Source organism: Plantactinospora soyae, assembly GCF_014874095.1.
GTDB lineage: Bacteria > Actinomycetota > Actinomycetes > Mycobacteriales > Micromonosporaceae > Plantactinospora > Plantactinospora soyae.
The window spans coordinates 1,437,397-1,462,786 of the sequence record NZ_JADBEB010000001.1 but is presented as its reverse complement, the minus strand read 5'-3'; the positions used below and the strand labels follow the sequence as shown (position 1 = coordinate 1,462,786).

At 70.2% G+C, this 25,390-nt stretch carries 21 protein-coding genes; 17 read left to right on the top strand and 4 right to left on the bottom strand.

Annotation, left to right across the window (positions count from 1 at the left end; all coding sequences use genetic code 11):
* The first annotated feature begins 1 nt into the window (after position 1).
* The 14 genes from H4W31_RS06435 to H4W31_RS06370 all read left to right on the top strand — a co-directional run bounded on the left by H4W31_RS06435 (position 2) and on the right by H4W31_RS06370 (position 16,988).
* Entirely contained in the window at positions 2-676 is a 675-nt protein-coding gene (locus tag H4W31_RS06435) for a NuoB/complex I 20 kDa subunit family protein (RefSeq protein ID WP_192765812.1), read from the top strand.
* Positions 673-1,416, top strand: coding sequence for an NADH-quinone oxidoreductase subunit C (locus tag H4W31_RS06430; protein ID WP_192765811.1), 744 nt, complete (start codon positions 673-675; stop codon positions 1,414-1,416). Before H4W31_RS06435 ends, H4W31_RS06430 begins: the two co-directional genes overlap by 4 nt.
* On the top strand, positions 1,413-2,747 hold the full coding sequence (locus H4W31_RS06425; RefSeq protein ID WP_192765810.1) for an NADH-quinone oxidoreductase subunit D: 1,335 nt from the start codon (positions 1,413-1,415) through the stop codon (positions 2,745-2,747). Before H4W31_RS06430 ends, H4W31_RS06425 begins: the two co-directional genes overlap by 4 nt.
* A complete protein-coding gene (gene nuoE, locus H4W31_RS06420; protein ID WP_192765809.1) occupies positions 2,748-3,827 on the top strand; it encodes an NADH-quinone oxidoreductase subunit NuoE in 1,080 nt (359 codons plus the stop codon).
* Positions 3,824-5,143, top strand: a complete 1,320-nt coding sequence (gene nuoF / locus H4W31_RS06415) for an NADH-quinone oxidoreductase subunit NuoF (RefSeq protein WP_192765808.1) — start codon at positions 3,824-3,826, stop codon at positions 5,141-5,143. The genes nuoE and nuoF overlap by 4 nt, the downstream gene beginning before the upstream one ends.
* On the top strand, positions 5,143-7,638 hold the full coding sequence (locus H4W31_RS06410; protein ID WP_192765807.1) for an NADH-quinone oxidoreductase subunit G: 2,496 nt from the start codon (positions 5,143-5,145) through the stop codon (positions 7,636-7,638). The genes nuoF and H4W31_RS06410 overlap by 1 nt, the downstream gene beginning before the upstream one ends.
* Positions 7,639-7,705: 67 nt before the next feature.
* Positions 7,706-9,085, top strand: coding sequence for an NADH-quinone oxidoreductase subunit NuoH (gene nuoH / locus H4W31_RS06405; protein WP_192771887.1), 1,380 nt, complete (start codon positions 7,706-7,708; stop codon positions 9,083-9,085).
* Between the two features lies 1 nt (position 9,086).
* Positions 9,087-9,677 (top strand): NADH-quinone oxidoreductase subunit NuoI, encoded by a 591-nt coding sequence (gene nuoI / locus H4W31_RS06400; RefSeq protein WP_192765806.1) that lies wholly within the window; start codon positions 9,087-9,089, stop codon positions 9,675-9,677.
* Complete coding sequence (locus H4W31_RS06395; RefSeq protein ID WP_192765805.1) at positions 9,674-10,444, top strand: NADH-quinone oxidoreductase subunit J; 771 nt, start codon at positions 9,674-9,676, stop codon at positions 10,442-10,444. Before nuoI ends, H4W31_RS06395 begins: the two co-directional genes overlap by 4 nt.
* 1 nt (position 10,445) lies before the next feature.
* The gene (nuoK, locus tag H4W31_RS06390; protein WP_192765804.1) at positions 10,446-10,763 is read left to right on the top strand and encodes an NADH-quinone oxidoreductase subunit NuoK; all 318 of its coding nucleotides are present in this window, start codon (positions 10,446-10,448) and stop codon (positions 10,761-10,763) included.
* Positions 10,764-10,776: 13 nt separating this feature from the next.
* Positions 10,777-12,696 carry an NADH-quinone oxidoreductase subunit L gene (gene nuoL / locus H4W31_RS06385; protein WP_192765803.1) on the top strand — a complete coding sequence of 640 codons (1,920 nt, stop codon included), beginning with the start codon at positions 10,777-10,779 and terminating at the stop codon, positions 12,694-12,696.
* A 64-nt stretch (positions 12,697-12,760) separates the two neighbouring features.
* On the top strand, positions 12,761-14,296 hold the full coding sequence (locus H4W31_RS06380; RefSeq protein WP_192765802.1) for an NADH-quinone oxidoreductase subunit M: 1,536 nt from the start codon (positions 12,761-12,763) through the stop codon (positions 14,294-14,296).
* A gap of 37 nt (positions 14,297-14,333) precedes the next feature.
* Positions 14,334-15,890: an NADH-quinone oxidoreductase subunit NuoN gene (gene nuoN, locus H4W31_RS06375; RefSeq protein ID WP_225945416.1), complete on the top strand. Its 1,557-nt coding sequence runs from the start codon at positions 14,334-14,336 to the stop codon at positions 15,888-15,890.
* A gap of 66 nt (positions 15,891-15,956) precedes the next feature.
* Positions 15,957-16,988, top strand: a complete 1,032-nt coding sequence (locus tag H4W31_RS06370) for a polyprenyl synthetase family protein (protein ID WP_192765801.1) — start codon at positions 15,957-15,959, stop codon at positions 16,986-16,988.
* 61 nt (positions 16,989-17,049) lie between these two features.
* On the opposite strand, the gene H4W31_RS06365 is transcribed toward H4W31_RS06370, so the two are convergent.
* Both H4W31_RS06365 and H4W31_RS06360 read right to left on the bottom strand, forming a co-directional pair.
* Complete coding sequence (locus H4W31_RS06365) at positions 17,050-17,772, bottom strand: hypothetical protein (RefSeq protein WP_192765800.1); 723 nt, start codon at positions 17,770-17,772, stop codon at positions 17,050-17,052.
* 88 nt (positions 17,773-17,860) lie between these two features.
* Positions 17,861-19,051, bottom strand: coding sequence for an MFS transporter (locus tag H4W31_RS06360; protein WP_192765799.1), 1,191 nt, complete (start codon positions 19,049-19,051; stop codon positions 17,861-17,863).
* Between the two features lie 152 nt (positions 19,052-19,203).
* On the opposite strand from H4W31_RS06360, the gene H4W31_RS06355 reads away from it, so the two are divergent.
* Entirely contained in the window at positions 19,204-19,986 is a 783-nt protein-coding gene (locus tag H4W31_RS06355; protein WP_192765798.1) for an IclR family transcriptional regulator, read from the top strand.
* 126 nt (positions 19,987-20,112) lie between these two features.
* Here H4W31_RS06355 and H4W31_RS06350 read toward each other — a convergent pair whose 3' ends face one another.
* Positions 20,113-22,245, bottom strand: a complete 2,133-nt coding sequence (locus H4W31_RS06350; protein WP_192765797.1) for a PhoX family protein — start codon at positions 22,243-22,245, stop codon at positions 20,113-20,115.
* 237 nt (positions 22,246-22,482) lie between these two features.
* On the opposite strand from H4W31_RS06350, the gene H4W31_RS06345 reads away from it, so the two are divergent.
* Entirely contained in the window at positions 22,483-22,998 is a 516-nt protein-coding gene (locus tag H4W31_RS06345) for a sigma-70 family RNA polymerase sigma factor (RefSeq protein ID WP_192771885.1), read from the top strand.
* Entirely contained in the window at positions 22,995-23,687 is a 693-nt protein-coding gene (locus H4W31_RS06340; protein WP_192765796.1) for an anti-sigma factor family protein, read from the top strand. Before H4W31_RS06345 ends, H4W31_RS06340 begins: the two co-directional genes overlap by 4 nt.
* Positions 23,688-23,720: 33 nt before the next feature.
* On the opposite strand, the gene H4W31_RS06335 is transcribed toward H4W31_RS06340, so the two are convergent.
* Positions 23,721-25,355, bottom strand: coding sequence for an ABC-F family ATP-binding cassette domain-containing protein (locus tag H4W31_RS06335; RefSeq protein WP_192765795.1), 1,635 nt, complete (start codon positions 25,353-25,355; stop codon positions 23,721-23,723).
* Positions 25,356-25,390: the final 35 nt, after the last annotated feature.

The following is a 25,390-nucleotide window of genomic DNA, read 5'->3' as shown; positions in this document are numbered from 1 at the left end:
GATGGGTATCGAGGAAAAACTCCCGGCCGGCATCCTGCTCACCTCGGTCGAGAAACTGGTCAACTGGTCCCGGAAGTCGTCCTTCTGGGGCGCCACCTTCGGGCTGGCCTGTTGCGCGATCGAGATGATGGCGGCCGGCGGGTCCCACTACGACCTCGGTCGATGGGGCATGGAGGTCTTCCGCGCCTCGCCACGGCAGGCCGACCTGATGATCGTGGCCGGCCGGGTCAGTCAGAAGATGGCCCCGGTGCTGCGCCAGATCTACGACCAGATGGCCGAGCCCCGCTGGGTGATCTCGATGGGCGTCTGCGCCAGCAGTGGCGGCATGTTCAACAACTACGCGATCGTCCAGGGCGTCGACCACATCGTGCCGGTGGACATGTACCTGCCCGGCTGCCCACCGCGTCCCGAGATGCTGATCGACGCGATCCTCAAGCTGCGCGAGAAGATCGGCCACGAGCCGCTCGGCCCGACCGGCCGCAAGATGCTGGAGGCGCGCCGTGCCCGGGGTGACATCCCAGTGGTCGCGCCCGGTTCGATGCCGTCCTCGTACCACAACGACAAGGCCCGGCGGGCCGAGTGGACGAAGGCGGTGGCCGAGGGCCGCGAGGAGCAGCTCCGGATCGAGAACTGGATGAAGGCACAGAACCACCTCGTCGGAAGGACCGACCGATGAGCGAGGCCAACAAGCCTGCCGAGCAGAACGGTGGCGGCGTGCCGGTGTCGCGGCCGCCGGTCGGCGCGACCAGCGGGGCGCCGGCCGAACTGCCGCCGGCCAGCCCGGCCGGGCGCGGAATGTTCGGCATCGCCGGCAGCGGTGACACCTCCGGCTTCGGCGGCCTGGTCCGGCAGCGGGTCGGGGTGCTGGACAGCCCCCGGCCGTACGGCGGCTACTTCGACGAGGTGGCCGACGCGCTGCAGGAGGCGTACCCCGGCTTCGCGGACGCGATCGAGAAGGTCGTGGTCGACCGGGGCGAGCTGACCCTGCACGTCCGCCCGGAGCGGATCGCCGAGGTGTGCCAGGTGCTGCGCGACGACGCCGCCCTGCGCTTCGAACTCTGCTCCTCGGTTTCCGGAGTGGACTACCTCGGCACCGACCAGCGCCGGCTGCACGTCGTCTACCAGCTCACCTCGATGACCTACCGCCGGGTGATCCGGCTGGAGGTGGCGGTGAGCACCGAAGAGCCGCACGTGGCAAGCGTCACCGAGGTCTACCCCACCGCCGACTGGCAGGAGCGGGAGGCGTACGACATGTTCGGCATCGTCTTCGACGGCCACCCCAGCCTGACCCGGATCCTGATGCCGGACGACTGGGAGGGCCACCCGCAGCGCAAGGACTACCCGCTCGGCGGTGTGCCGGTCGAGTACAAGGGCGCCGAGATCCCGCCGCCCGATCAGCGGAGGTCGTACCAATGAGCACCTCGACGAACCCGAGCTACGCCGAATCCCGGGAAACCACCGAGGGTCGGGTCTTCACCGTCACCGGTGGCGACTGGGACCAGGTCGTCAGCGGGCACGACCCGATCAACGACGAGCGGCTCATCGTCAACATGGGTCCGCAGCACCCGTCGACGCACGGCGTGCTCCGCCTGATCCTGGAACTCGAGGGCGAGACCGTCCGCGAGGCCCGGGCGGTGGTCGGCTACCTGCACACCGGGATCGAGAAGAACCTCGAGTACCGCAACTGGGTGCAGGGCACCACGTTCGTCACCCGGATGGACTACCTCTCGCCGCTGTTCAACGAGACGGCGTACAGCCTGGCGGTGGAGAAGCTGCTCGGCATCACCGACGAGATCACCGAGCGGGCCAACACCATCCGGGTGCTGATGATGGAGCTCAACCGGATCTCCTCGCACCTGGTCTGGATCGCCACCACGGCGATGGAGCTCGGCGCGGTCAACGTGATGCTCTACGGCTTCCGCGAGCGCGAGTACGTCCTCGACATCTTCGAGATGATCACCGGCCTCCGGATGAACATGGCGTACATCCGGCCGGGCGGGGTCGCCCAGGACGTGCCGGACGAGGCGATCGTCAAGATCCGCGAGTTCCTGAAGATGCTGCCGAAGCGCCTGAAGGAATACGAGGACATGCTCTCCGGCCAGCCGATCTGGACCGAGCGCACCAAGAACGTGGCCGTGCTGGACGTGACCGGCTGTGTGGCGCTGGGCGTCACCGGCCCGGTGCTCCGCTCGGCCGGCCTGGCCTGGGACATCCGCAAGACCATGCCGTACTGCGGCTACGAGAACTACGAGTTCGACGTGCCGACCACCGAGACCGGTGACGTCTGGGGCCGCTACCTGGTCCGGATGGCCGAGATGCGGGAGTCGCTCAAGCTCGTCGAGCAGGCGCTGGACAAGCTCCGGCCCGGCCCGATCATGGTTGCCGACAAGAAGGTCGCCTGGCCGGCGCAGCTCGCCATCGGGGTCGACGGGATGGGCAACTCGCTGGAGCACGTCGCCAGGATCATGGGTCAGTCGATGGAGTCGCTGATCCACCACTTCAAGCTGGTCACCGAGGGCTTCCGGGTGCCCCCGGGGCAGGTGTACGTCGCCATCGAGTCGCCTCGCGGCGAGTTGGGCGTACACGCGGTCTCCGACGGAGGCACCCGGCCGTACCGGGTGCACTACCGCGAGCCCAGCTTCGTCAACCTCCAGGCGCTGCCGGCAATGGCCGAGGGCGGCCTGATCGCCGACGTGATCGCGGGCGGCGCGTCGCTGGACCCGGTGATGGGTGGGTGTGATCGCTAAATGACTGATATCGAGATTCAGCTCAACGGCGCGGCGGCCGGACCCGGCCCAGTGCCGGGCCAGCGGACCGGTGCGCGCAGCGCGGGCCTGCACGCGAAGCTGGACGACCGGGCGCGGGAGATCGTCGCCCGTTACCCGGCCGACCGGTCCCGATCGGCGCTGCTGCCGCTGCTGCACCTCGTGCAGTCCGAGGAGGGGTACGTCTCCCCGGCCGGTGTCGAGTTCTGCGCCGACGTGCTCGGACTGAACAAGGCGCAGGTCGGCGCGGTGGCGACCTTCTACACCATGTACAAGCGTCGGCCGACCGGCGACTGGCTGGTCAGCGTCTGCACCAACACCATGTGCAACGTGCTCGGCGGCCAGCAGGTCTACGACGCCCTGACCGAGCACCTCGGCGTCGGGCACGACGAGACCACCGCGGACGGCAGCATCACGCTGGAACACGCCGAGTGCCTGGCCGCCTGCGACTACGGCCCGGTGATGACGGTCAACTACGACTTCTTCGACCAGGTCGACCCGGACAGCGCGGTCGGCGTGGTCAACGAGCTGCGCGCCGGCAACCGGCCGCAGCCGAGCCGGGGCGCGCGGCTCTGCACGCTCAAGGAGATGTCGCTGCAACTGGCCGGGTTCAGCGACCCGCGCCAGGAGGCGGTGGCCGACGGGCAGGCCGGCGACCCGACGCTGCGCGGGCTGCGGCTCGCCCAGCAGCACGGCATCTCGGTGGCCGGCTACGACCCGAACACCCCGATCAAGGGCCGGGACACCGGCGACAAGCCGGCACCGGCGACCACCCGACCGGCCGCCGCCACCGGCACCACCGCGCCGGACGTGAAGGCTCCGGACGGCAAGTCGCCGCAGGTGCGTACCGCCGAGACCCGGGCACCGGACGCCAGCACCCCGGCCCCGGACGCGCCCGGCACGAAGGCACCGGTCGACGGCGTACCGGCCGGACCGACCGACGCCAGGGCCGCCGAGGCGGCCGGCGCCGACGCCAACCCGCCGGCCAGCGACGGCAAGCCGGCCGGTGACGGCGACGGGTCGGACGCGCAGGAGCGCTCGCTGAAGGAGGCCAAGGAGTGAGTACCACGCCCTCTCGGGAGACGCTGGAGAAGCTGACCCCGGTGCTCACCAAGCGCTGGCTCTCGCCGGACGCCTGGCAACTCGACGTCTACCAGCGGTTGGACGGGTACGCCGCGCTGCGCAAGGCACTCGCCGCGCACCCGGACGACCTGATCCAGCTGATCAAGGACTCGGGCCTGCGTGGCCGGGGTGGCGCCGGCTTCCCGACCGGACTCAAGTGGGGCTTCATCCCGCAGGGCGACGGCAAGCCGCACTACCTGGTGGTCAACGCCGACGAGGGCGAGCCGGGCACCTGCAAGGACCTTCCGCTGATGACCCACGACCCGCACTCGCTGGTCGAGGGCGTCATCATCGCCTCGTACGCGATCCGGGCCAACCGGGCGTACATCTACATCCGGGGTGAGGCGGTGCACGCCGCCCGACGGCTGCGCAACGCCGTCGACGAGGCGTACCGGGCCGGCTACCTCGGCAAGAACATCCTCGGCACCGGCTTCGACCTCGACCTGGTGGTGCACAGCGGCGCCGGGGCGTACATCTGTGGCGAGGAGACGGCGCTGCTGGACTCGCTGGAGGGGTTCCGGGGCCAGCCCCGGCTCCGCCCGCCGTTCCCGGCGACCCACGGCCTGTACGCCTGCCCGACCGTCGTCAACAACGTCGGCACCATCGCCAGCGTGCCGTACATCGTGCTGGGCGGGGCCGCCTGGTGGAAGAGCATGGGTACGGAGAAGTCGTCCGGGCCGATGATCTACTCGCTCTCCGGCCGGATCGCCAACCCGGGCCAGTACGAGGCCGGGCTCGGCATCACGCTGCGGGAGCTGATCGAGCTGGCCGGTGGCATGCAGCCCGGTCACCAACTGCGGTTCTGGACCCCGGGCGGCTCCTCGACCCCGCTGCTCACCGCCGAGCACCTGGACGTACCGCTCGACTTCGAGGGGGTGGCGGCGGCCGGTTCGATCCTCGGCACCACCGCGACCCAGATCTTCTCCGACCAGGACTGTCCGGTCTACGCCACCTACCGGTGGCTGGAGTTCTACCACCACGAGTCGTGCGGTAAGTGCACGCCGTGCCGGGAGGGCAACTACTGGATGGTCCGCACCTACCGGCGGATCCTGGCCGGCCAGGGCACCCACGAGGACCTGGACACCCTGCTGGACACCTGCGACAACATCCTCGGCCGCTCGTTCTGTGGCCTCGGCGACGGCGCGACCAGTCCGGTGACCTCCTCGTTGCAGTACTTCAAGCAGGACTACCTCGACTACATCGAGGGCCGGACGGCGCCCAAGCTGTCGGAGCAGACCCTGGTAGGAGCGCACTGATGACGGACGTCGCCAAGCAGACCAACACCGTCACGCTCACCATCGACGGCATCGAGGTGACGGCGCCGAAGGGTGCGCTGCTGATCCGGGTCGCCGAGCAGCTGGGCATCGAGATCCCGCGGTTCTGCGACCATCCGCTGCTCGCTCCGGCGGGCGCCTGCCGGCAGTGCCTGGTCGACGTGGAGGGCCAGCGCAAGCCGGTCGCCTCCTGCACCCAGGCCGTGGCCGACGGCATGGTGGTCCGTACCCAGCTCACCTCTCCGGTCGCCAAGAAGGCGCAGGAGGGGATCATGGAGCTGCTGCTGGTCAACCACCCCCTCGACTGCCCGATGTGCGACAAGGGCGGCGAGTGCCCGCTACAGAACCAGGCGATGTCCACCGGTCGCCCGGAGACCCGCTTCCACGAGCAGAAGCGCGAGTACGAGAAGCCGGTCAACATCTCCAGCCAGGTGCTGCTGGACCGGGAGCGGTGCGTACTGTGCCAGCGCTGCACCCGGTTCTCCGAGGAGATCGCCGGGGACAAGTTCATCGACCTGATGGGCCGGTCCAGCGCCGAGGAGATCAACGTCTACCGGGACGAGGTCTACGGCGGCGAGGAGGGGGACGAGGGCGACGTCCCGTTCAACTCCTACTTCTCCGGCAACACCGTGCAGATCTGTCCGGTCGGCGCGCTGACCGGTGCCCAGTACCGGTTCCGGGCCCGCCCGTTCGACCTGGTCTCCACGCCGAGCGTCTGCGAGCACTGCTCCGCTGGCTGCGCCCAGCGCACCGACCACCGCCGGGGCAAGGTGATGCGCCGGCTGGCCGGCGACGACGCGGCGGTGAACGAGGAGTGGAACTGCGACAAGGGCCGCTGGGGCTTCCGGTACGCCACCGCCAACGAGCGGATCACGAACCCGCTGATCCGGGACGCCAAGACCGGTGAGCTGCGCGAGGCCTCCTGGAGCGAGGCGCTGGCCTTCGCCGCAGACGGGTTGCGCGAGGCACGGGACGCGGGCGGCGGAGTCGGCGTACTGACCGGCGGTCGGCTCACCGTGGAGGACGCGTACGCCTACGCGAAGTTCACCCGGGTGGCGCTGAACAGCAACGACATCGACTTCCGGGCCCGGCCGGTCTCCGCCGAGGAGGCCCAGTTCCTGGCCAGCACCGTGGCCGGGGCGACCGAGGTGACGTACGCCGACGTCGAGCGGGCGCCGGCAGTGGTCATCGCCGGGCTGGAGCCCGAGGAGGAGTGCCCGATCCTCTTCCTGCGGCTGCGCAAGGCGTACTCGAAGCGGGGCCTGAAGGTGCTCGCCCTGGCGCCGTTCGTGACCCGGGGCCTGGCGAAGCTCGGCGCGACGGTGCTGACCGCCGCGCCCGGCGAGGAGGCCCGGCTGCTGGCCGAGGACACCGCGATCGCCGAGGCGCTGCGCCAGGAGGGTGCGGTGCTGCTGGTCGGCGAGCGGCTGGCCGGCGTACCGGGCGGGCTTTCGGCCGCCGCGGAGCTGGCCGACCGTACCGGCGCCAGGCTGGCCTGGGTTCCGAGGCGTGCCGGGGACCGTGGCGCCGTCGACGCCGGTTGCCTGCCGAACCTGCTTCCCGGCGGACGTCCGGTGACCGACCCGGCCGCCCGGGGTGAACTGGCCGGGGCGTGGAACCTGGCCGCCGGGGTCATCCCGAGCCAGCCCGGTCGGGACACCGACGGGATCCTCGCCGCCGCCGCGTCCGGCGCGCTCGGCGGACTGGTGGTGGCCGGGGTCGACCCGGCCGACCTGGCCGACCCCCGACTGGCCGACGAGGCGCTGGAGAAGGTGCCGTTCCTGGTCAGCCTGGAGCTGCGGCACGGCGCCGTGACCCGGCGGGCCGACGTGGTCCTCCCGGTCGCGCCGGTGGTGGAGAAGGCCGGCAGTTTCCTCGACTGGGAGGGCCGGCTGCGGACCTTCGAGGCGGTGCTGAACACTCCGGCGATGACCGACGGCCGGGTGCTCGACGCGATCGCCGCGCAGCTCGACGTGCAGCTCGGCACCGGGGACGTGAACAGCGTCCGCCGCGAGCTGGGCGCGCTGCCCGCGACCCGGGGCAACCGGACCGCCGCGCCGGCCGTGGCGCCGGCCGAGCCGGCCCGACCGGGTCCGGGCGAGGCCGTGCTCGCCACCTGGCACCAGATGATCGACGCCGGCACCCTGACCGAAGGCGACCCGCACCTCGGCGGCACGGCCCGGCCTCCGGTGGTCCGGCTCGGCAGGGCCGCCGCCGAGGAGCTCGGCGTGGCCGAGGGTGACGCGGTCACCGTCGGCACCGACCGGGGTGCGCTCACCCTGCCGGTGGCGGTCACCGACATGCCGGACGGCGTGGTCTGGCTGCCTACCAACTCGCCCGGCGCGACCGTGCGGCGCAGCCTCGGGGCGGCGTCCGGCACGATCGTCCGGCTGACCGTCGGGGCTGGGCAGCCGGCCGCCGACGCGGCCGGTCGTCCGGGACCGCTGCTGAACACCACTGCCGGAGGTTCCCGGTGAGCGCGAGGAGTGAGCGAGCGGAGCGAGTGAGCCCCGCAGTCGCGAACGAGAGGTGGACGCTGTGAACCTGGCCTATCTGGCCCAGGATCCGACGCTGCAGGACTTCGGCAAGGATCCGTGGTGGCTGGTCCTGATCAAGATCGTGTTCGCGTTCGTCTTCGCCGTGCTGGCCACCCTGCTGGGTGTCTGGTTCGAGCGCCGGGTGGTGGCCCGGATGGCGCAGCGGCCCGGTCTGAACCAGATCGGCCCGTTCGGCCTGCTCCAGACCCTCGCCGACGGTCTCAAGATGGCCTTCAAGGAGGACATCCTGCCGAAGGCGGCCGACAAGGTCGTCTACTTCTTCGCGCCGACCATCTCGGTGATCAGCGCGGTGACCGCGCTGTCGGTGGTGCCGTTCGGTCCGATGGTGAGCATCTTCGGCGAGCGGACCCCGCTGCAGGTCACCGACGTGTCGGTGGCGGTACTGGTGCTGCTGGCCTGCTCCTCGATGGGCGTCTACGGCATCGTGCTCGGCGGCTGGGCCTCCGGCTCGACGTACCCGCTGCTCGGTGGGCTGCGGTCGAGCGCGCAGATGATCTCGTACGAGGTCGCGATGGGTCTGAGCATCGTCGCGGTCTTCATGACCGCCGGCACGATGTCGACCAGCGGCATCGTCGCGGCCCAGGGTGACGGCACCCGGCTGAACCTGTTCGGCGTGGTGGATCTGCCGGCCCCGGGCTGGTACGCCATCCTGCTGCTGCCGAGCTTCATCATCTTCTTCATCTCGACCGTCGGTGAGACCAACCGGGCGCCGTTCGACCTGCCCGAGGCCGAATCCGAGCTGGTCGCGGGCTTCATGACCGAGTACAGCTCGCTGAAGTTCGCGCTCTTCATGCTCTCCGAGTACGTCGCCATGGTGACCATGTCGGCGGTCACCACGACGCTCTTCCTCGGCGGCTGGCGGGCACCCTGGCCGATCAGCCTCTGGGAGGGTGCGAACTCCGGTTGGTGGCCGCTGCTCTGGTTCATGGGCAAGGTCATCGGCCTGGTCTTCATCTTCATCTGGCTGCGGGGCACGCTGCCCCGGCTCCGGTACGACCAGTTCATGCGGCTCGGCTGGAAGGTGCTGCTGCCGATCAACCTGGTCTGGATCCTGGTCCTGGCCGGCATCCGCACCCTGCAGAAGGAAGACCTCGGCGAGACCACCCGCTACACGATCATCGCCGGTGCGGTGCTGGTCGTACTGCTGCTGACGCTGCTCTGGCCGACCAAGAAGCAGCCGCCGCCCCGGACGTTGCAGGAGAAGGTCAACCGGCGACCGGCCGGCAGTTTCCCACTGCCGCCGATGGATCTCCAGGTGCCGCCGAGTCCACGCACGAAACGGGCGGTCGCCGAGCGGGAGCCGGCCAACGTGGGCGCCGGACAGCCGGGCACCACCGGCGCCGGTCACGACGAGAAGGAGGTGTGACGTGGGCGCGATCACCGGTTCTTTCAAGGGTTTCGGGGTCACCTTCTCGCACATGTTCAAGAAGGTCGTCACCACCGACTATCCGTTCAAGCCGCCGGTCTCCGCTCCGCGTTACCACGGGCGGCACATCCTCAACCGGCATCCGGACGGGCTGGAGAAGTGCATCGGCTGTGAGCTGTGCGCCTGGGCCTGCCCGGCGGACGCGATCTACGTCGAGGGCGCCGACAACACCGACGAGCAGCGCTTCTCGCCGGGCGAGCGGTACGCCGGCACGTACCAGATCAACTACGCCCGCTGCATCTTCTGCGGACTCTGCATCGAGGCCTGCCCGACCCGGTCGCTCACGATGAGCAACGAGTACGAGCTGGCCCGGGACAACCGGCAGGACCTGATCTTCACCAAGGAGCAGCTGCTGGCGCCGCTGCTGCCGGGGATGGAGCAGCCGCCGCACCCGATGCGGCTCGGTGACACCGAGAAGGACTACTACATCGGCGCGCTGACCAACCCGGGCACCTCGGCCGGGGCGGAGCGGGCGCCCTGGTCCGAGACCGGCACGGTGGACGGCTCCGGTACGACGGGAGAGCCGTCGTGACCGGGCAGGCGGTGCTCGCCGCCACCGGTGGGGTGACCGGCGGGGAGCAGGTGACCTTCTGGGTCCTGGCCCCGCTCGCCCTGATCGGCGCGATCGGCATGGTGTGGGCGCGCAACGCGGTGCACTCGGCGCTCTGGCTGGTGCTGACGATGCTCTGCCTGGGTGTGTTCTACGTGCTCCAGTCCGGGCCGTTCATCGGCATGGTGCAGATCATCGTCTACACCGGCGCCATCATGATGCTGTTCCTCTTCGTGCTGATGCTGGTCGGTCGGGACGCCTCGGACTCGCTGATCGAGACGCTGCGCGGCCAGCGGGTCGCCGCGATCGTGCTCGGCCTCGGCTTCGGCGCCCTGCTCGCCACCGGCGCGTGGCGGGCGCTCGGCCAGGCCGACGCGGCCGGCCTGGAGCAGGCCAACGCGGGCGGCAACGTGCAGGGGATCGCCGCGCTGCTCTTCACGAAGTACGTCTTCGCCTTCGAGATCACCTCGGCGCTGCTGATCACCGCGGCGGTCGGCGCGATGGTGCTGGCGCACGTCGAACGGCGCCGCGAGGACCGGATGGACCAGATCGCCACGATGCGGTCCCGGTTCCGGCCCGGCAACTACCCGGGGCCGAAGCCCGGCCCCGGCGTCTACGCCACCTCGTCCTCGGTCGCCACCCCGGCCCGGCTGCCCGACGGTGGCCTGACCGAGCGGAGCGTTCCGCAGATCCTGCCGACCCGCGAGATGTCCGACTCGGAGACGGCACTGAAGGGGACGGAGAAATAGCATGTCGGACTTCTTCTCGGTATCGCCGAACCACTACCTGATCCTCGCCTGTGTGCTCTTCACCATCGGCGCGGTCGGGGTACTCATCCGGCGGAACGCGATCGTCCTCTTCATGTGTATCGAACTGATGCTCAACGCCTCCAACCTGGCGTTGGTCACGTTCAGCCGGATCAACGGCGACCTGAACGGCCAGATCATGGCGTTCTTCGTCATGGTGGTGGCCGCGGCCGAGGTCGTGGTCGGGCTGGCCATCATCATGACGATCTTCCGGACTCGACGCTCGGCGAGCGTCGACGACGCCAACCTGTTGAAGTACTAAGAGGGGCCCACCAGTGGAACATTCTGTGGAGTACGCCCACGCCACGGGGTTGCTGGGCAGCGTGTGGCTGCTGGTGGCAATCCCGCTGGTCAGCGCGGCGATCCTCCTGCTGCTCGGCCGGCGTGCCGACCGGTGGGGGCACTGGCTCGGCGTGGCCAGCATCGGCGTCACCTTCGCGCTCGGCCTGAGCTACTTCTTCGGGCTGCGTAACCTGGAGAACCGCTCGGTCGAGCTGTCCCTCTGGGACTTCATCGCGGTCGGGGACCTGCACGTCGACTTCGGGCTGCTCTTCGACCCGCTGGCCGCCGTGTTCGTACTGCTGATCACCGGCGTGGGCTTCCTGATCCACGTGTACGCGGTCGGGTACATGTCGCACGACGCCGGCCGGCGCCGGTTCTTCGGGTTCTTCAACCTGTTCGTCGCCGCGATGCTGCTGCTGGTGCTCGGCAACAACTACGTGATGCTCTACGTCGGCTGGGAGGGCGTCGGTCTGGCGTCGTACCTGCTGATCTCGTTCTGGAACGACCGGCCCAGCGCGGCCACCGCCGGCAAGAAGGCGTTCCTGATGAACCGGGTCGGCGACGCCGGCCTGGCGATCGCGATCTTCATCATGTTCGCCACCCTGGGCAGCACCCAGTTCGCCGACGTCTTCAACGGCGCGAGCCAGCTCGCCGGCAGCACGATCCTGATCCTCGGTCTCCTGCTGCTGCTCGGCGCGGCCGGCAAGTCCGGTCAGTTCCCGCTCCAGGCCTGGCTGCCGGACGCGATGGAGGGTCCGACCCCGGTCTCGGCGCTGATCCACGCCGCCACGATGGTGACCGCCGGTGTCTACCTGATCGCCCGGTCCAACCCGATCTTCTCGCTCGACCCGACGTTGCAGACCGTGGTGGTCAGCGTCGGCGCGCTCACCCTGCTGATGGGCTGCATCATCGGCGCGGCCAAGGACGACATCAAGCGGGTCCTCGCCTGGTCGACGGTGAGCCAGATCGGCTACATGTTCCTCGGCGTCGGGCTCGGCGGCGGGGCGTACGCGCTGGCGATCATCCACCTGCTGGCGCACGGCTTCTTCAAGGCCAACATGTTCCTCGGGGCCGGCTCGGTGATGCACGGGATGAAGGACCAGGTGGACATCCGCCGGTTCGGCGGGCTCTCCAAGCACATGAAGATCACCTGGATCACCTTCGGCCTCGGCTGGCTGGCGATCATCGGCATGTGGCCGTTCTCCGGCTTCTTCACCAAGGAGCCGATCATCGTCGCCGCCTTCGAGCGCGACGACTGGACCGCCTGGCTGTACGGCGGCGCCGCGCTGCTCGGCGCCGGCCTGACCGCGTTCTACATGACCCGGCTCTTCGTGCTCACCTTCCACGGTCCGAAGCGCTGGACCGAGGACATCGACCACCCGCACGAGTCGCCGCCGGTGATGACCGTGCCGCTGATCCTGCTGGGCCTCGGCTCGGTGGCGGCCGGCGCGCTGATGGCCACCCCGGTCGCGGACTGGCTGACCCCGGTGCTCGGCGGCCACGGCGAGGCGCACGAACCGGTGCTCTCGCACACCGTCATCACCGTGCTGTCGCTCGGGCTGACGGTGCTCGGCGCCGGCCTGGCCTGGGTGCTGTTCCGCAACGGCACCGCGCTCCAGGAGCAGCCGGCCGGCCCGGTGGTCCGGGCGGCCCGCCGGAACCTCTACACCGACGCGTTCAACGAGGCGGTCTTCGAGAAGCCGGGCATCTTCCTCACCCGGGCGCTGGTGTTCCTGGACAACCGGGGGATCGACGGTCTGGTCAACGCGCTCGCCGCCGCAGTGGGTGGCGGCTCGGGTCGACTGCGCCGGCTCCAGACCGGCTTCGTCCGGTCGTACGCGATGTCCATGCTGACCGGTGCCGTGCTGGTGGTGGCCGCGTTCCTGGCGGTCCAACTGGGGTGGTTGGCGTGACCGACCTCAAGGGACCGGGCGCCCTCAACCGACCGGGCACTGACGACGGAGGTAAGGCCGAATAATGTCCGACTTCCCCTTCCTCTCGGTGCTCACCGTCGCGCCGCTGGTCGGTGCGCTGGTGGTGGTGTTCCTGCCGGCGAGCCGGGCCGAGCTGGCCAAGCGGATCGCGCTCGGCTGGTCGCTGGCCGTACTGGTGCTCGCCGTCTTCATGTGGATCGCGTTCGAGGCCGGCGGCGACCGGCTCCAGCTACGCGAGTCGTACTCCTGGATCCCGCGTTGGGGGGTCAACTTCACCTTTGCCGCCGACGGCATCGCGCTGGTCATGCTGATGCTGATCGCCCTGCTGGTCCCGGTGGTGATCCTGGCCTCCTGGCACGAGGCGGAGTCCTCGAAGCGTTCCGTGCCGGTCTACTTCGCGCTGCTGCTCTTCCTCGAGTGCACGATGATCGGCGTCTTCGCCGCCGCCGACGTCTTCCTGTTCTACGTGTTCTTCGAGGTCATGCTGGTGCCGATGTACTTCCTGATCGGCAGCTACGGCGGCCACCGGCGCCAGTACGCGGCGGTGAAGTTCTTCCTGTACTCGCTGGTCGGCGGTCTGTTCATGCTGGCCGCGGTGATCGGGCTCTGGGTGGTCGGCGGCAAGACCTTCGACTGGCAGGCGCTGACCCAGATCGACATCTCCACCGGCACCGAGCGCTGGCTCTTCCTCGGGTTCTTCGTCGCGTTCGCGATCAAGGCACCGTTCTTCCCGTTCCACACCTGGCTGCCGGACGCCGGTGGCGCGGCACCGGCGGGCTCCGCCGCGCTGCTGGTGGGCGTGATGGACAAGGTCGGCACCTTCGGCATCCTGCGGTACTGCCTGCCGCTGTTCCCGGACGCGTCGAAATGGTTCGCCCCCTGGGCGATCGCGCTGGCCCTGATCGGCATCGTCTACGCCGCGCTGCTGGCGGTCGGGCAGAACGACCTCAAGCGGCTGGTGTCGTACACCTCGATCGCGCACTTCGGCTTCATCGGGGTCGGCATCTTCGCCTTCACCACCCAGGCCGGCACCGGTGCCGTGCTCTACATGGTGAACCACGGGCTCGCCACCGGCCTGCTCTTCCTGGTGGTCGGCATGCTGGTCGCCCGGCGCAACTCGGCGCTGATCACCGACTTCGGCGGGGTCGGCAAGCTGATGCCGGTACTGGCCGGGGTGTTCTTCTTCGCCGGTCTCGCCTCGCTCGCGCTGCCCGGTACGGCGCCGTTCATCTCCGAGTTCCTGGTGCTGATCGGCACGTACACGGTGAACAAGCCGGTCGCGATCATCGCCACCGCCGGAATCATCCTGGCCGCCGCGTACGTGCTGTGGATGGTGCAGCGGACCACCCAGGGCACGCTCAACCCGGCACTGGCCGGGGTCGAGAGCATGCGGCGCGACATGTCGATCCGGGAGAAGGTCGTGGTCGCCCCGCTGATCGCGCTGCTGTTGCTGCTCGGCTTCTACCCGAAGCCGGTCACCGACGTCATCAACCCCGCCGTCCAGGCCACCATGGAGCAGGACCTCGACAAGCAGGATCCGGCGCCGACGGTGGGCACCGTCCAGGAGGCACACCGGTGAGCGGGCCCTCAGTCGCGCACGTAAGGAAGGTCCGATAATGGATCTCGAATTCCCGCCGATGGACTACGCGGCGCTGTCGCCGATCCTGATCCTCTTCGGGGCCTCGTTGCTTGGCGTACTGGTCGAGGCGTTCGTGCCACGGGCCCGCCGACACCTGGTGCAGTTGATCCTCGGCCTGCTCGCCGTGGTCGCCGCGCTGGTCATGGTGGTGCTGAACGCGAACGACCGGCTGATCACCGCCAGCACGGCGGTCGCGATCGACGGGCCGACGCTGTTCCTCCAGGGCGCGATCCTGGTGCTCGCCGGGATGGCGCTGCTACTCATCGGTGAGCGGTCGGTGCAGCGCGGCGGCGCGTTCGTGGCGCACGCCGCGGTCACCGTCGGATCCCCCGAGGACCAGCGGCAGGCCGCCGACGAGGGCGGCGCGACCGAGGTCTACCCGCTGACGATGTTCGCCATCTCCGGCATGCTGCTCTTCGTCGCCGCGAACGACCTGCTGACGATGTTCATCGCGCTGGAGGCGTTCTCGCTGCCGCTCTACCTGCTCTGCGCGCTGGCCCGGCGTCGGCGGCTGCTGAGCCAGGAGGCGGCGCTCAAGTACTTCCTGCTCGGGTCGTACGCCTCGGCGTTCTTCCTGTTCGGCATGGCGCTGGTGTACGGCTTCACCGTCGGTGCCGGCGGCCCCGGCTCCGGTGGCGGGGTGGACTTCGGCACCATCCGGACGGCGGTCAGCGACTCGTCGGCCAGCCCGGTGCTGCTCTTCGCCGGCCTCGCACTGCTCTCCATCGGCCTGCTGTTCAAGATCGCGGCGGCGCCGTTCCACGTCTGGACCCCGGACGTCTACCAGGGTGCCCCGACCCCGATCACCGGCTTCATGGCCGCCTGCACCAAGGTCGCCGCGTTCGGCGGTCTGCTCCGGGTGCTGCACGTGGCGTTCTCCGGCGCGAGCTGGAACTTCGTTCCGGTGCTCGGCACGGTGGCGGTGTTGACGATGCTGGTCGGCGCGATCCTCGCGGTCACCCAGACCGACATCAAGCGGCTGCTCGCGTACTCGTCGGTGGCGAACGCCGGCTACCTGCTGGTCGGCGCCCTGGCAATCTCCAGGGACGGTCTCTCCAGCACGATGTTCTACCTCGTCGCGTACGGCTTCACGGTGGTCGCCGCCTTCGGCGTGGTGACCCTGGTCCGGGACGCGGACGGCGAGGCCACCCACCTGTCCCGGTGGGCCGGGCTGGGCCGGCGGTCGCCGCTCTACGCCGGACTGTTCACCTTCCTCCTGCTGGCCTTCGCCGGCATTCCGCTGACCAGCGGGTTCACCAGCAAGTTCGCGGTGTTCGGGGCGGCGCTGGACGCCGGGCAGACCTGGTTGGTGGTCGCCGGTGTGCTGACCAGCATGATCCTCGCCTTCCCGTACCTGCGGGTGGTCGTGATGATGTGGCTCTCCGAGCCGGGCGAGTCCACCCCGACGGTGTCGCTGCCGGGTGGCCTGACCGCGACGGCGCTGGCGATCGGCGTACTGGCCACCCTGGTGCTCGGGGTGGCTCCGGCGCCGCTGCTGGATCTCGCCAACGGCGCTGCCGAATTCGTCCGATGACCGGTTCCTCCCACGTCCGGCCATTCGTCAACTGCCCCCCACCAGGGGTTGGCCGGCGGGTGTGGCATGGTTGATGGCGTGGGGGGAACGGCTGACGGAATGGGTGCGCTCGGGATCGACTTCGTCGATGCCCAGGTCGAGGCGTCGGTGGCCAGTGTGCTGGTCACCGTGGAGACCGCGCTGCTGACGAACATCAACAGTGCCGATCCGCTGGTGGCGGAGGCGGCCCGACATCTGGTGGATGCCGGCGGCAAGCGGTTCCGGCCGCTGCTGGTGGCTCTCGGGGCGCAGTTCGGGGATCCGACCGCCGCCCAGGTGGTGCCGGCGGCGGTGGTGATGGAACTCACCCACCTCGCGACGCTGTACCACGACGACGTGATGGACGAGGCGCCGGTGCGTCGAGGTGCGCCGAGCGCCAACTCGCGCTGGACCAACTCGGTGGCGATCCTGGTCGGCGACTACCTGTTCGCCCGGGCCGCCGACATCGCGGCCGACCTGGGTACCGAGGCGGTGCGGTTGCAGGCCCGGACCTTCGCCCGGCTGGTGCACGGCCAGATCGCCGAGACGGTCGGTCCGCGTGCCGGCGAGGACCCGGTTCGGCACTATCTGAACGTGATCGCGGAGAAGACCGGTTCGTTGATCGCCACGTCGACGCGCTTCGGCGGGATGTTCGGCGGTGCGCCGGCCGCGCACACCGAGGCTCTCGCCGGGTACGGGGAGACGGTCGGGATGGCCTTCCAGCTCTCCGACGACCTGCTCGACATCGCCTCCGAGTCGGTGCAGTCCGGCAAGACCCCCGGCACCGACCTGCGGGAAGGCGTACCGACCCTGCCGGTCCTCTACGCACTCAGCTCGGACGACGGCGACGCGGCATCGGTCCGACTCCGCGACATCCTGTCCCGGGGCCCGGTCACCGACGACGCGCTGCACGCCGAGGCGCTCGGCCTGCTCCGCGAGTCCCCGGCGTTGAAGAGGGCCCGGGAGACGGTACGTAGCTACGCCGAGGAGGCACGGTCCCGGCTGGCACCGCTACCCCACGGCGGCCCTCGGCAGGCCCTGGAGTCCCTCTGCGACTTCATCGCCGACCGCACCGGCTGAAGGTGTAAGGAAGGGCCCCTTCCTATCGCTTCCGGTAGAAGAAGGGCCCCTTCCTAACCGCTCAGCCCGTCGCCGGCACCTTCGTGGCGATGATCTGTGCGATCGGGATCTGCACCCGGTCACGCCAGGCCTCGCCCTGGGCGACCAGATCGCCTTCCGGTACGCCCTGCATGTCGCCGTAGCCGGTGCCGCTGACGTCGTACATCAGGGGGCCCTGTCGGCACACCACGACGGGGAAGAGCTTCGACGTCTCACGCCAGGTGTAGCAGGCCTCGGGCCCGAGCGAGGCGCCCAGGTCGACGGCGGGTTCCCGGTCACTGCGGGTCCGGGCGCTGGCGAGTTCCTCGCTGTAGTGGTCGCTGATGATCGACGGGTCGGCGATGGCCACGATGCTCAGCTTGACGCCCGAGGTCACGTCCTCGATCGTCACGTCCCGCAGCCAGAAGTCGAACCGGCACGAACCCTCGGGCGCGTGCTGTCGCTGCTCCTCGTCGAAGGAGAAGACGCTGACCGCGGTCGGCTTGCGCTGGATCCTCTCGGCCTGCGGCAGGAGCGTCCGGATCTCGCCGTCGGTGAGGAAGCGGCAGGCGCTCGGCCAGCGGGCGGCTCCCATCACGTCGTCCTCGTCGACCCGGATCGGCAACGCCGCCGAGGCGGGGCTCGGTGTGCCGAACTCCACCGGATCCCACTCCCCCTCCTGCCCGGCGCAGCCGGCGGCCGCGACCGGTAGGCAGAGCAGCAGCGCCAGTACCGCGAGGCGCCCGACCGGGCGGTTGCGGTTCATCCGTCTCGTCTCCTGCCAGGGGGTAAGCGGGGGCGCACATACCGGCGAAATGATTTCATACGACCAGGTATCCCACTAGTCCCGTTATCTACCGACGATTCATGGCCCGCAACAACATCCGGCGACCGATCAGCATGAATCCGGCGGCAAGCAGCATCGTCACCGCCGCGACCAGCCACATTGTCGGGTAGCCGAGTCGGCCGGCGAGCGCGCCCAGGCCGAGCGGACCGAGGCAGCCGCCCGCGTACACCCCGGTCTGGGTGATCGAGGTGGCGGCGGTCGGCGCCTGTGGATGCAACCGGACCACCGCGAAGTTCAGCAGCCCGGGCCAGGCCCAGCCCAGCCCGAAGGCCAGCGCCACGCCGAGGAGCAGCGCCACCGGGCCGGCCAGGTGCAGCAGGCTCAGCCCCACGGCACCGACCACGAGCATCCCGGCGACGGTGTTCAGGTGCCCGCCGGTACGCCGGTCGGCCAGCCAACCGCCGAGGACCCGGGACACCAGGCAGACGGCGCCGCCGAGGGTCAGCACCAACCCGGCCAGCCCCGGGGAGAGGCCCCGGGCCGCAGCCGAGGAGACCAGGAAGGTGCCGAGTGCGTTCGCGGCACCGGCGGCCAGGGCGGCGGCCAGGCCGAGCATCACGAGGGCGCCGGTGGCCCGCTCACCGCGTTGCCGCGCCGGGCTCGCGGCGGCGGCCCGACCGGTGGGTACGAGCGCCAGGGTGGCCAGCGCGAGCCCGGCGGCGAGTACGAACGCCCAGCGCCAGCCGACGGTCAACGCGACGGCCGGTACGGCGGCTCCGGCCAGCAGCGTGCCGGCCGGGATGGCAGCCTGTTTGATCCCGAACGAGAGGCCCTGCCGGCCGGGCGGCACCTGGTGGGCCAGCGCGGCATTGCTGGACATCTGCCCGAGCGGGTTGGCCAGGGCGACGAGCGCCAGCAGGGCGAGCAGGACCGGATAGGAGTGTGCCACGGCGGCGATGGCGAGCATGGTGGCGGCGACCAGCAGCAGGCTGCCCCGGGCGGCCACGGACGGCCCGTACCGCTCGACGAGCGCACCGGACGGGACCGAGGCGAGCGCGCTGACACCGAAGTAGACGGCGACCGCCAGGCCCAGCCCAGCGGGGGTGAGGTGCAGTTCGGCGCCGAGTTGTACGGCCAGTCCACCGACCAGGAATACCGGAAGTACGCCGGCGACGGTGATGATGGTGGCGCCGAGGACCGTACGAGTGAGGCTGGCAGAGGTTACGGCTGGAGGGGGGTCCACAGGGAAATCGGCCATTTGCGACGAGCCTACGCGAGCCGCCCGTATGAACCGTTCGTGTCCGTGGCTGCACGCACGGTCGCCGTAGATCTGGCATCCTCGATCCGAACGGGCATTTCGCAGACGCCCGGTTTCTCATAATGTGTAAGTCCCCGGCGGCGGAGGTGGTTGTGCGCGACCCCTTGGCGGAACCTTCGGACCTGATCCGCAGCGTGTCGCGTGCGTTGCGCGTGCTCGAAGCGGTCGGACGGGCACCGAAGGGCCTGACCGTTAAGCAGATAGCCCGGCGTTGCGAGTTGACTGTGGCCACCACGTACCACCTGGTGCGCACGCTCGCCTACGAGGGCTACGTGATCAGGCGCGAAGATGGCACGTACATCGTCGGTCTGGAGGTGGCCGACCGGTACCGCGAGTTGGTGACCGCGTTCCGCGGGCCGCCCGTGGTGGGCGAGTCGCTGCGGCGGGCCGCCTCGGACACCGGCTACAGCCATTACCTCGGCCGGTTCGTGGGCGGCCAGGTGGCGATCACCGCACTCGCCGAGGGGCCGAGGTCGCCGTACCTGGAGGATCTCGTGCCCGGCTTCGACGAGGGCGCCCACGCCACCGCGTTGGGCAAGGCGCTGCTCGCCACCCTCACCCCGGAGCAGCGGTTCCGCTACCTGCGCGAGTACGGGATGCGGCCGTTCACCTCGGCGACCCTGGTGGCGAACGACGCGTTCGAGGCCGACCTGGCCGCCGGTGACCGGCGCGGCATGCACCTGGAACTGGGTCAGTTCCGGCACGGCGTCGCCTGCGCGGCGGTGCTGGTCACCCCGGACAAGGACATGGAGCGCCGGGTGGTCCTCGCCTGCGCGCTGCCGGCCGCCGAGATGATGACCTCGGCCCGGGTGGTCCGGGCCAAGCTGCTGGCGGTGGCCCGCGCCGTCGCCGATGGACTCGCCAGCGAGGTCTGAGGCCGCCCCGGCGGCCCTGAGGGCGACGCTCCAGGATCGACGGTGCGGCGTCCGGGGTTGGACCGCGAGGTGGCCTCCTACCGCCCCTGACGGGGTGGCAGGAGGCCACGGAACGCGTACTCCGGATCAGCTACCGACGACGCCGCCGTCGAGCCGCCAGGTGACCACCACACCGGGCTTGGCGAAGTCCCCGTCCGGCCAGTTCGACGCCGGGTTCTCCACCGACGCCCCGGTGATCTCACCCGGGTGCTGTACGGCGACGAAGACCGACCGGTTGTCGGTGCTGATGAACGGCCCACAGGTCTCCGCACCGAGCGGCACGGTGAGGAACTGCTTCAGGTGGCCCCGCTCCGGCCCCTCGACGGCGGTGGCGAAGAGCCCGTCGTTGCTGCCGAGCGCGTTGCCGTCGGTCGAGATCCAGAGGTTGCCGGAACCGTCGAACGCCACGTTGTCCGGGCAGGAGATCGGCGACACCTTGGTCTTGTCGTACCCGGCGAAGTACGTCGACGCGTCGGTCGGGTCGCCGCAGACGATCGGCACCGACCAGGTGAACGTCTCGGCGGCGTTGTCGCCCTTGTTCTCGACCAGCTCCAGCACGTGCCCGTGCTTGTTGTTGATCCGCGGGTTCGCCTCGTCGGCCGCCGGGTTGGTGCCGACGCCCCGGTTGGTGTTGTTGGTCAGCGCCACGTACACCTTGCCGGTGAGCAGGCTCGGCTCGACGTCCTCCGGACGGTCCATCTTGGTCGCTCCGACCGCGTCACCGGCGAGCCGGGTGAAGGTGAGTACGTCCGCCGCGGTCATCCCCGGCACGTACGAGACGTTGCCCCGGACCAGCTTGATCCACTTGCCCCTGCCGTTGAACGCGCCGTCGGTCGGCACCTTCCCCGAGCCGTCGATCTCGCCGGCGCTGGTGTACTCCAGCTTCGCCACGTACAGCGTGCCGGCCTCCAGCAGGCCGAGGTTGTGCTCCCGGGCGGTCCAGGAGTCGCCCTTCATGAACTTTTTGTCCGAGACGAACTTGTAGAGGTAGTCGAACCGCTCGTCGTCGCCCATGTACGCCACGACGTGCCCGTCCTTGGCCACAATGACGTTCGCGCCCTCGTGCTTGAACCGGCCCAGCGCGGTGTGCTTGCGCGGCCTCGCCTCCGGGTCGAACGGGTCGACCTCGACGATCCAGCCGAACCGGTGCACCTCGTTGGGGTGCTTGGCGAGGTCGAACCGCTCGTCGGCCCGCTCCCACTTCCGGCTGTCGGCCGGGTAGCGGGCGGTGGTCGGGATGCCGTACCGGGCCAGCTTCGGCTTCAGCTGCTCCGGTGCGCCGTCGCCGCCCACGAAGTACTGGTTGAAGTTCTCCTCACCGGAGAGCACCGTGCCCCACGGGGTGATGCCACCGGCGCAGTTGTTCAGGGTGCCGATCGCGGTCCGGCCCTTCGGGTCCGCCGCCGTCTTCAACCAGGCCGAGCCGGCCGCCGGCCCGGTGAAGTCGAACTTCGTGGTGTGCGCGGTGATCCGGCGGTTGTACCGCAGCCTGCCGTCGCGGACCGGCTTCCACTCGCCGCCGCGGCCGACCCGCTCCAGCTCGACCACGGAAAGCCCGTGCGCGGCCATCGCGGTCCGGATCTGCTCGACGCTCATCGCGTCCAGGCTGGTGAAGTTCGGGAACATCAGGTTCTCGTTGGTGTACTCGTGGTTCACCACCAGCAGGGCACGCTCGCCCTTGCGGTCCAACGGAAGTACGCCGACGAAGTCGTTGTTGTAGCCGAACTGCTGGGACTGCCGGCCCGGACTCTGCCGCTCCACGTCCAGCTCGGGCGCGCCGGCCAGCACCGGGTCGCCCCAGCGGATCACGACGCGGTGGTCGTACCCGTTCGGCACGACCAGGGTGTCGAGCTTGTTCGGCGGGATCGGCTTGAAGGTCAGCGCACCGTTGCCGGCGCCCTGCCGGCTCGGGACGAAGCTGTCCACCTCCGGGACCACCGGTCCGGCTCCGCCGGCCGGGGCGGCCAGCGCCGGCGAGCCGACGAGCGCACCGGCCGCGGCGCCACCGAAGCCGAGCACCAGCGCGCCGACCGCACCGGCCCGGACCACGCCCCGGCGGGTGACCTCGGCGTGGACGACATCCCCGAAGTACGGGTTGTCCGACTCGTTGGGCACCGGGTGCGAACAGGCGTTGCCGCACCGGTAGATGCAGGTCATGGCGTCACGTCCGCCGTGGCCCGCCGGGCCGAGCAGAGGGAGCAGCCGGGGTCGCTCGGTCATGGAGATGGAGCCTCCTCGCAGGATTCGGAATGCCCACCCGGATCGCGATCACGGGCGCATGCCTGCCGGACGCTAGAAGTGCGCCGTGAGCGGCGGCCGGCGCTCCGGTGAACCGCGCATGAACACCTGCAGCCAGGGGTGCCTTCCGGACATCGGGTTGAACCGTTTGCCCGAGGATTACGTGAAACCTGACGACGGGGTCCGGCAGCCGTAGCGAGCGGGGAAGCGAGGAACACCATCAGCGACCGGGACGCCCAACTTCTGCGCGCCATGCACGACGAGCACGGAGAGGCGCTGCTCGCGCACGCCCTGCGGCTGACCAACGGTGACCGGCAGCGGGCCGAGGACCTGGTGCAGGAGACCCTGCTGCGGGCCTGGCGGCATCCGGAGGCGATGGATCCGCAACGTGGATCCGTCCGGGCCTGGCTCTTCACCATCGCCCGGAACCTCGCCATCGACGCCTGGCGGCGGCGCAGTGCCCGGGTCGGCGAGGTCATCACCGACGACCTGCCCGAGCCGCCGCAGGTGGTCGACGAGGCGGACCGCGCGGTGGAGGCCTGGACGGTCGCGGAGGCGCTGCACCGGCTGTCGCCGCCGCACCGCGAGGTGCTGGTGGAGTGCTTCTACCAGGGCAGGTCGGTGGCCGAGGCGGCCGCCCGGCTGGGGGTGCCGCCGGGAACGGTGAAGTCGCGTACGCACTACGCGTTGCGATCGTTGCGCCTGGTGTTGGCGGAAATGGGGGTGACCGGGTGATGCGCTGCGAGTACGCCCACGATGATGGCGCGTACGTGCTGGGCGCCCTGTCCCCCGCCGAGCGGACCGCGTACGAACGGCACCTGGCCGGCTGTCCGGCCTGCCGGGAGGCGGTCGCCGAGATCGCCGTACTGCCGGGGCTGCTGGGGCGGCTCGATCCGGCCGGACTGGAGTGGATCTCCGCACCGCCGCCCGCCGAGTCCCGGGTGCCGAAACTGGTCGAATCGGCGGTGGCCGTACGACGCCGGGACCGTCGGGTCGGCCGGATCCGGCTCGCCGCCGTGACGCTGGCCGCCGCCTGCCTGGCCGTCGCCGTCGGGCTGGGCGTGAACTGGCTTCCGCTGGGCGACGGTGGCGGAAGCGGCGTCGAGGTGCGGATGGCCGCCATGCAACCGGTCCGGGGCGCCGTGCCGGTAAGTGCCGAGATCGGCTTCAACGGCACGAGGTCGGGCACCCAGGTGACGATGAAGTGCCTCTACAAGAAGACGGCGGACTACACGAAGGCGTACACCTTCCGGCTGATCGCGTACGGCCCGGACGGCGCGATGGAGCAGGTCGGCTCGTGGGTGGCCGCACCCGGCGACGACGTCACCTTCACCGGGGTAACCCGGTTCACCCGGTCCGAACTGCTCCGGCTGGAACTCGTTCGGTACGACAACACCCCGCTGCTCGCCTACGACGTGCCGTAGCCCGGTCAGCTCGTTCCCGCCCACCGACGGCGGTCAGCGGGGTCGGTCGACCCGACCCTGCGTCCAGACCGGCTCGTCGGTCTCCTGGACCTGCCCGTCCGCCCCGAACAGCAGATAGCGGTCGGTGTGCGCGGCGAACCAGCGGTCGTGGGTGACCGTGACGACGGTGCCGGCGAACTCGGCCAGACCGTGTTCCAGGGCCTCGGCGCTGGCCAGGTCGAGATTGTCGGTCGGCTCGTCGAGCAGCAGCAGGGTGGCACCGGCGAGTTCGAGCAGCAGGATCTGCAACCGGGCCTGTTCCCCGCCGGAGAGGGTCTGGAACGGCTGGTTCCAGGCGGGCGCGATCTCGTACCGGGCCAGCGCCGCCATGGCGTCGTTGCGGAGCAGCGCGTACCCGGTCATCAGGATGTCGGCGGGGGTGCGTCCGTACAGGTCGGGTCGGGCGTGGGTCTGGGCGAAGAATCCGGGTACGACGCGGGCACCGAGCCGCACCGTGCCGGTGTGGCCAACCGGGTGGCCGCCCGGCGGACCGACGTCACCGGCTCCGGCCAGCAACCTGAGAAACTGTGACTTGCCGGAGCCGTTGGAGCCGAGCACCGCGACCCGTTCGCCGTACCAGATTTCCAGGTCGAACGGTCGCATCAGGCCGGTCAGTTCGAGCTGCTGGCAGAGCAGGGCCTGTTTTCCGGTACGCCCACCGCGCAGCCGGATCCGCACGTTCTGCTCCTTCGGCGGCCGGGTCGGTGGTCCGGCGTCGGTGAACCGGGCCAGACGACTGCGCGCCGCCCGGTACGCCGAGGCGAGCGCGTCGTTGTGGGCGGCGCCCTGCCGGGCGGTGTGCACCAGGTGCCGGAGCCGGGCGTGTTCGTCCTCCCATCGTCGGCGCCGGTCGTCGAGCCGGTCGATCCGATCCCGCCGTGCTGCGGGATAGCTGGCGAACCCGCCACCGTGCACCCAGACCTGCCGGTCCTCGACGGTGACGATCCGGTCGGCCGCCTCGGCGAGCAGTTGCCGGTCGTGCGAGACCAGCAGCACCGTCTTGGTGCTCGCCCGAAGTTGTCGCTCCAGCCACTGCTTGCCCGGTACGTCGAGGTAGTTGTCCGGCTCGTCGAGCAGCAGCAGTTGGTCCGGACCGCGTAGCAGGGCCTCCAGGACGAGGCGTTTCTGCTCTCCGCCGGAGAGGGTGTTGACGTCCCGGCTGCCGGCCCGCTCGTACGGCAGGCCCAGGGCGGCCGTGGTCACCGCGTCCCAGACGACTTCGAGGTCGTAGCCGCCCGCCTCGACGTACTCGGTGACGGCGTGCGCGTAGCGGAGTTGGGTCGGCTCGTCGTCGTGCTCGGCCAGCGCCCGTTCGGCCTGGCGCAGTCTGTCGGCGGCCTGCCGGATCCGGTCGGGTGCCACCGAGAGCAGCAGTTCGTGCACGGTGCGGTGGTCGCGGATCGAGCCGATGAACTGACGCATCACGCCGAGGCCACCCGAGCTGACTATCTCTCCGGTGGTCGGGGTCAGGTCCCCGGCGACCAGGCGCAGCAGCGTGGTCTTGCCCGCGCCGTTGGGGCCGACCAGCGCGGCGGTGACGCCGTCCCCGACCCGAAAGGAGACGTCGTCGAGCAGCGGGCGCCCGTCGGGCAGCCGGTAGCCGAGGTGCCTGATCTCGATGTGCGCCACGGCTCCTCCAGCGAGGTGTCCGGAACTCTGGACCG

Coding starts and splice junctions, on each gene's coding strand:
- H4W31_RS06435 (WP_192765812.1), top strand. CDS start 2: ATGGGTATCGAGGAAAAACTCCCGGCCGGCATCCTGCTCACCTCGGTC.
- H4W31_RS06430 (WP_192765811.1), top strand. CDS start 673: ATGAGCGAGGCCAACAAGCCTGCCGAGCAGAACGGTGGCGGCGTGCCG.
- H4W31_RS06425 (WP_192765810.1), top strand. CDS start 1,413: ATGAGCACCTCGACGAACCCGAGCTACGCCGAATCCCGGGAAACCACC.
- nuoE (WP_192765809.1), top strand. CDS start 2,748: ATGACTGATATCGAGATTCAGCTCAACGGCGCGGCGGCCGGACCCGGC.
- H4W31_RS06410 (WP_192765807.1), top strand. CDS start 5,143: ATGACGGACGTCGCCAAGCAGACCAACACCGTCACGCTCACCATCGAC.
- nuoK (WP_192765804.1), top strand. CDS start 10,446: ATGTCGGACTTCTTCTCGGTATCGCCGAACCACTACCTGATCCTCGCC.
- H4W31_RS06380 (WP_192765802.1), top strand. CDS start 12,761: ATGTCCGACTTCCCCTTCCTCTCGGTGCTCACCGTCGCGCCGCTGGTC.
- nuoN (WP_225945416.1), top strand. CDS start 14,334: ATGGATCTCGAATTCCCGCCGATGGACTACGCGGCGCTGTCGCCGATC.
- H4W31_RS06370 (WP_192765801.1), top strand. CDS start 15,957: ATGGTTGATGGCGTGGGGGGAACGGCTGACGGAATGGGTGCGCTCGGG.
- H4W31_RS06365 (WP_192765800.1), bottom strand. CDS start 17,772: ATGAACCGCAACCGCCCGGTCGGGCGCCTCGCGGTACTGGCGCTGCTG.
- H4W31_RS06360 (WP_192765799.1), bottom strand. CDS start 19,051: ATGGCCGATTTCCCTGTGGACCCCCCTCCAGCCGTAACCTCTGCCAGC.
- H4W31_RS06350 (WP_192765797.1), bottom strand. CDS start 22,245: ATGACCGAGCGACCCCGGCTGCTCCCTCTGCTCGGCCCGGCGGGCCAC.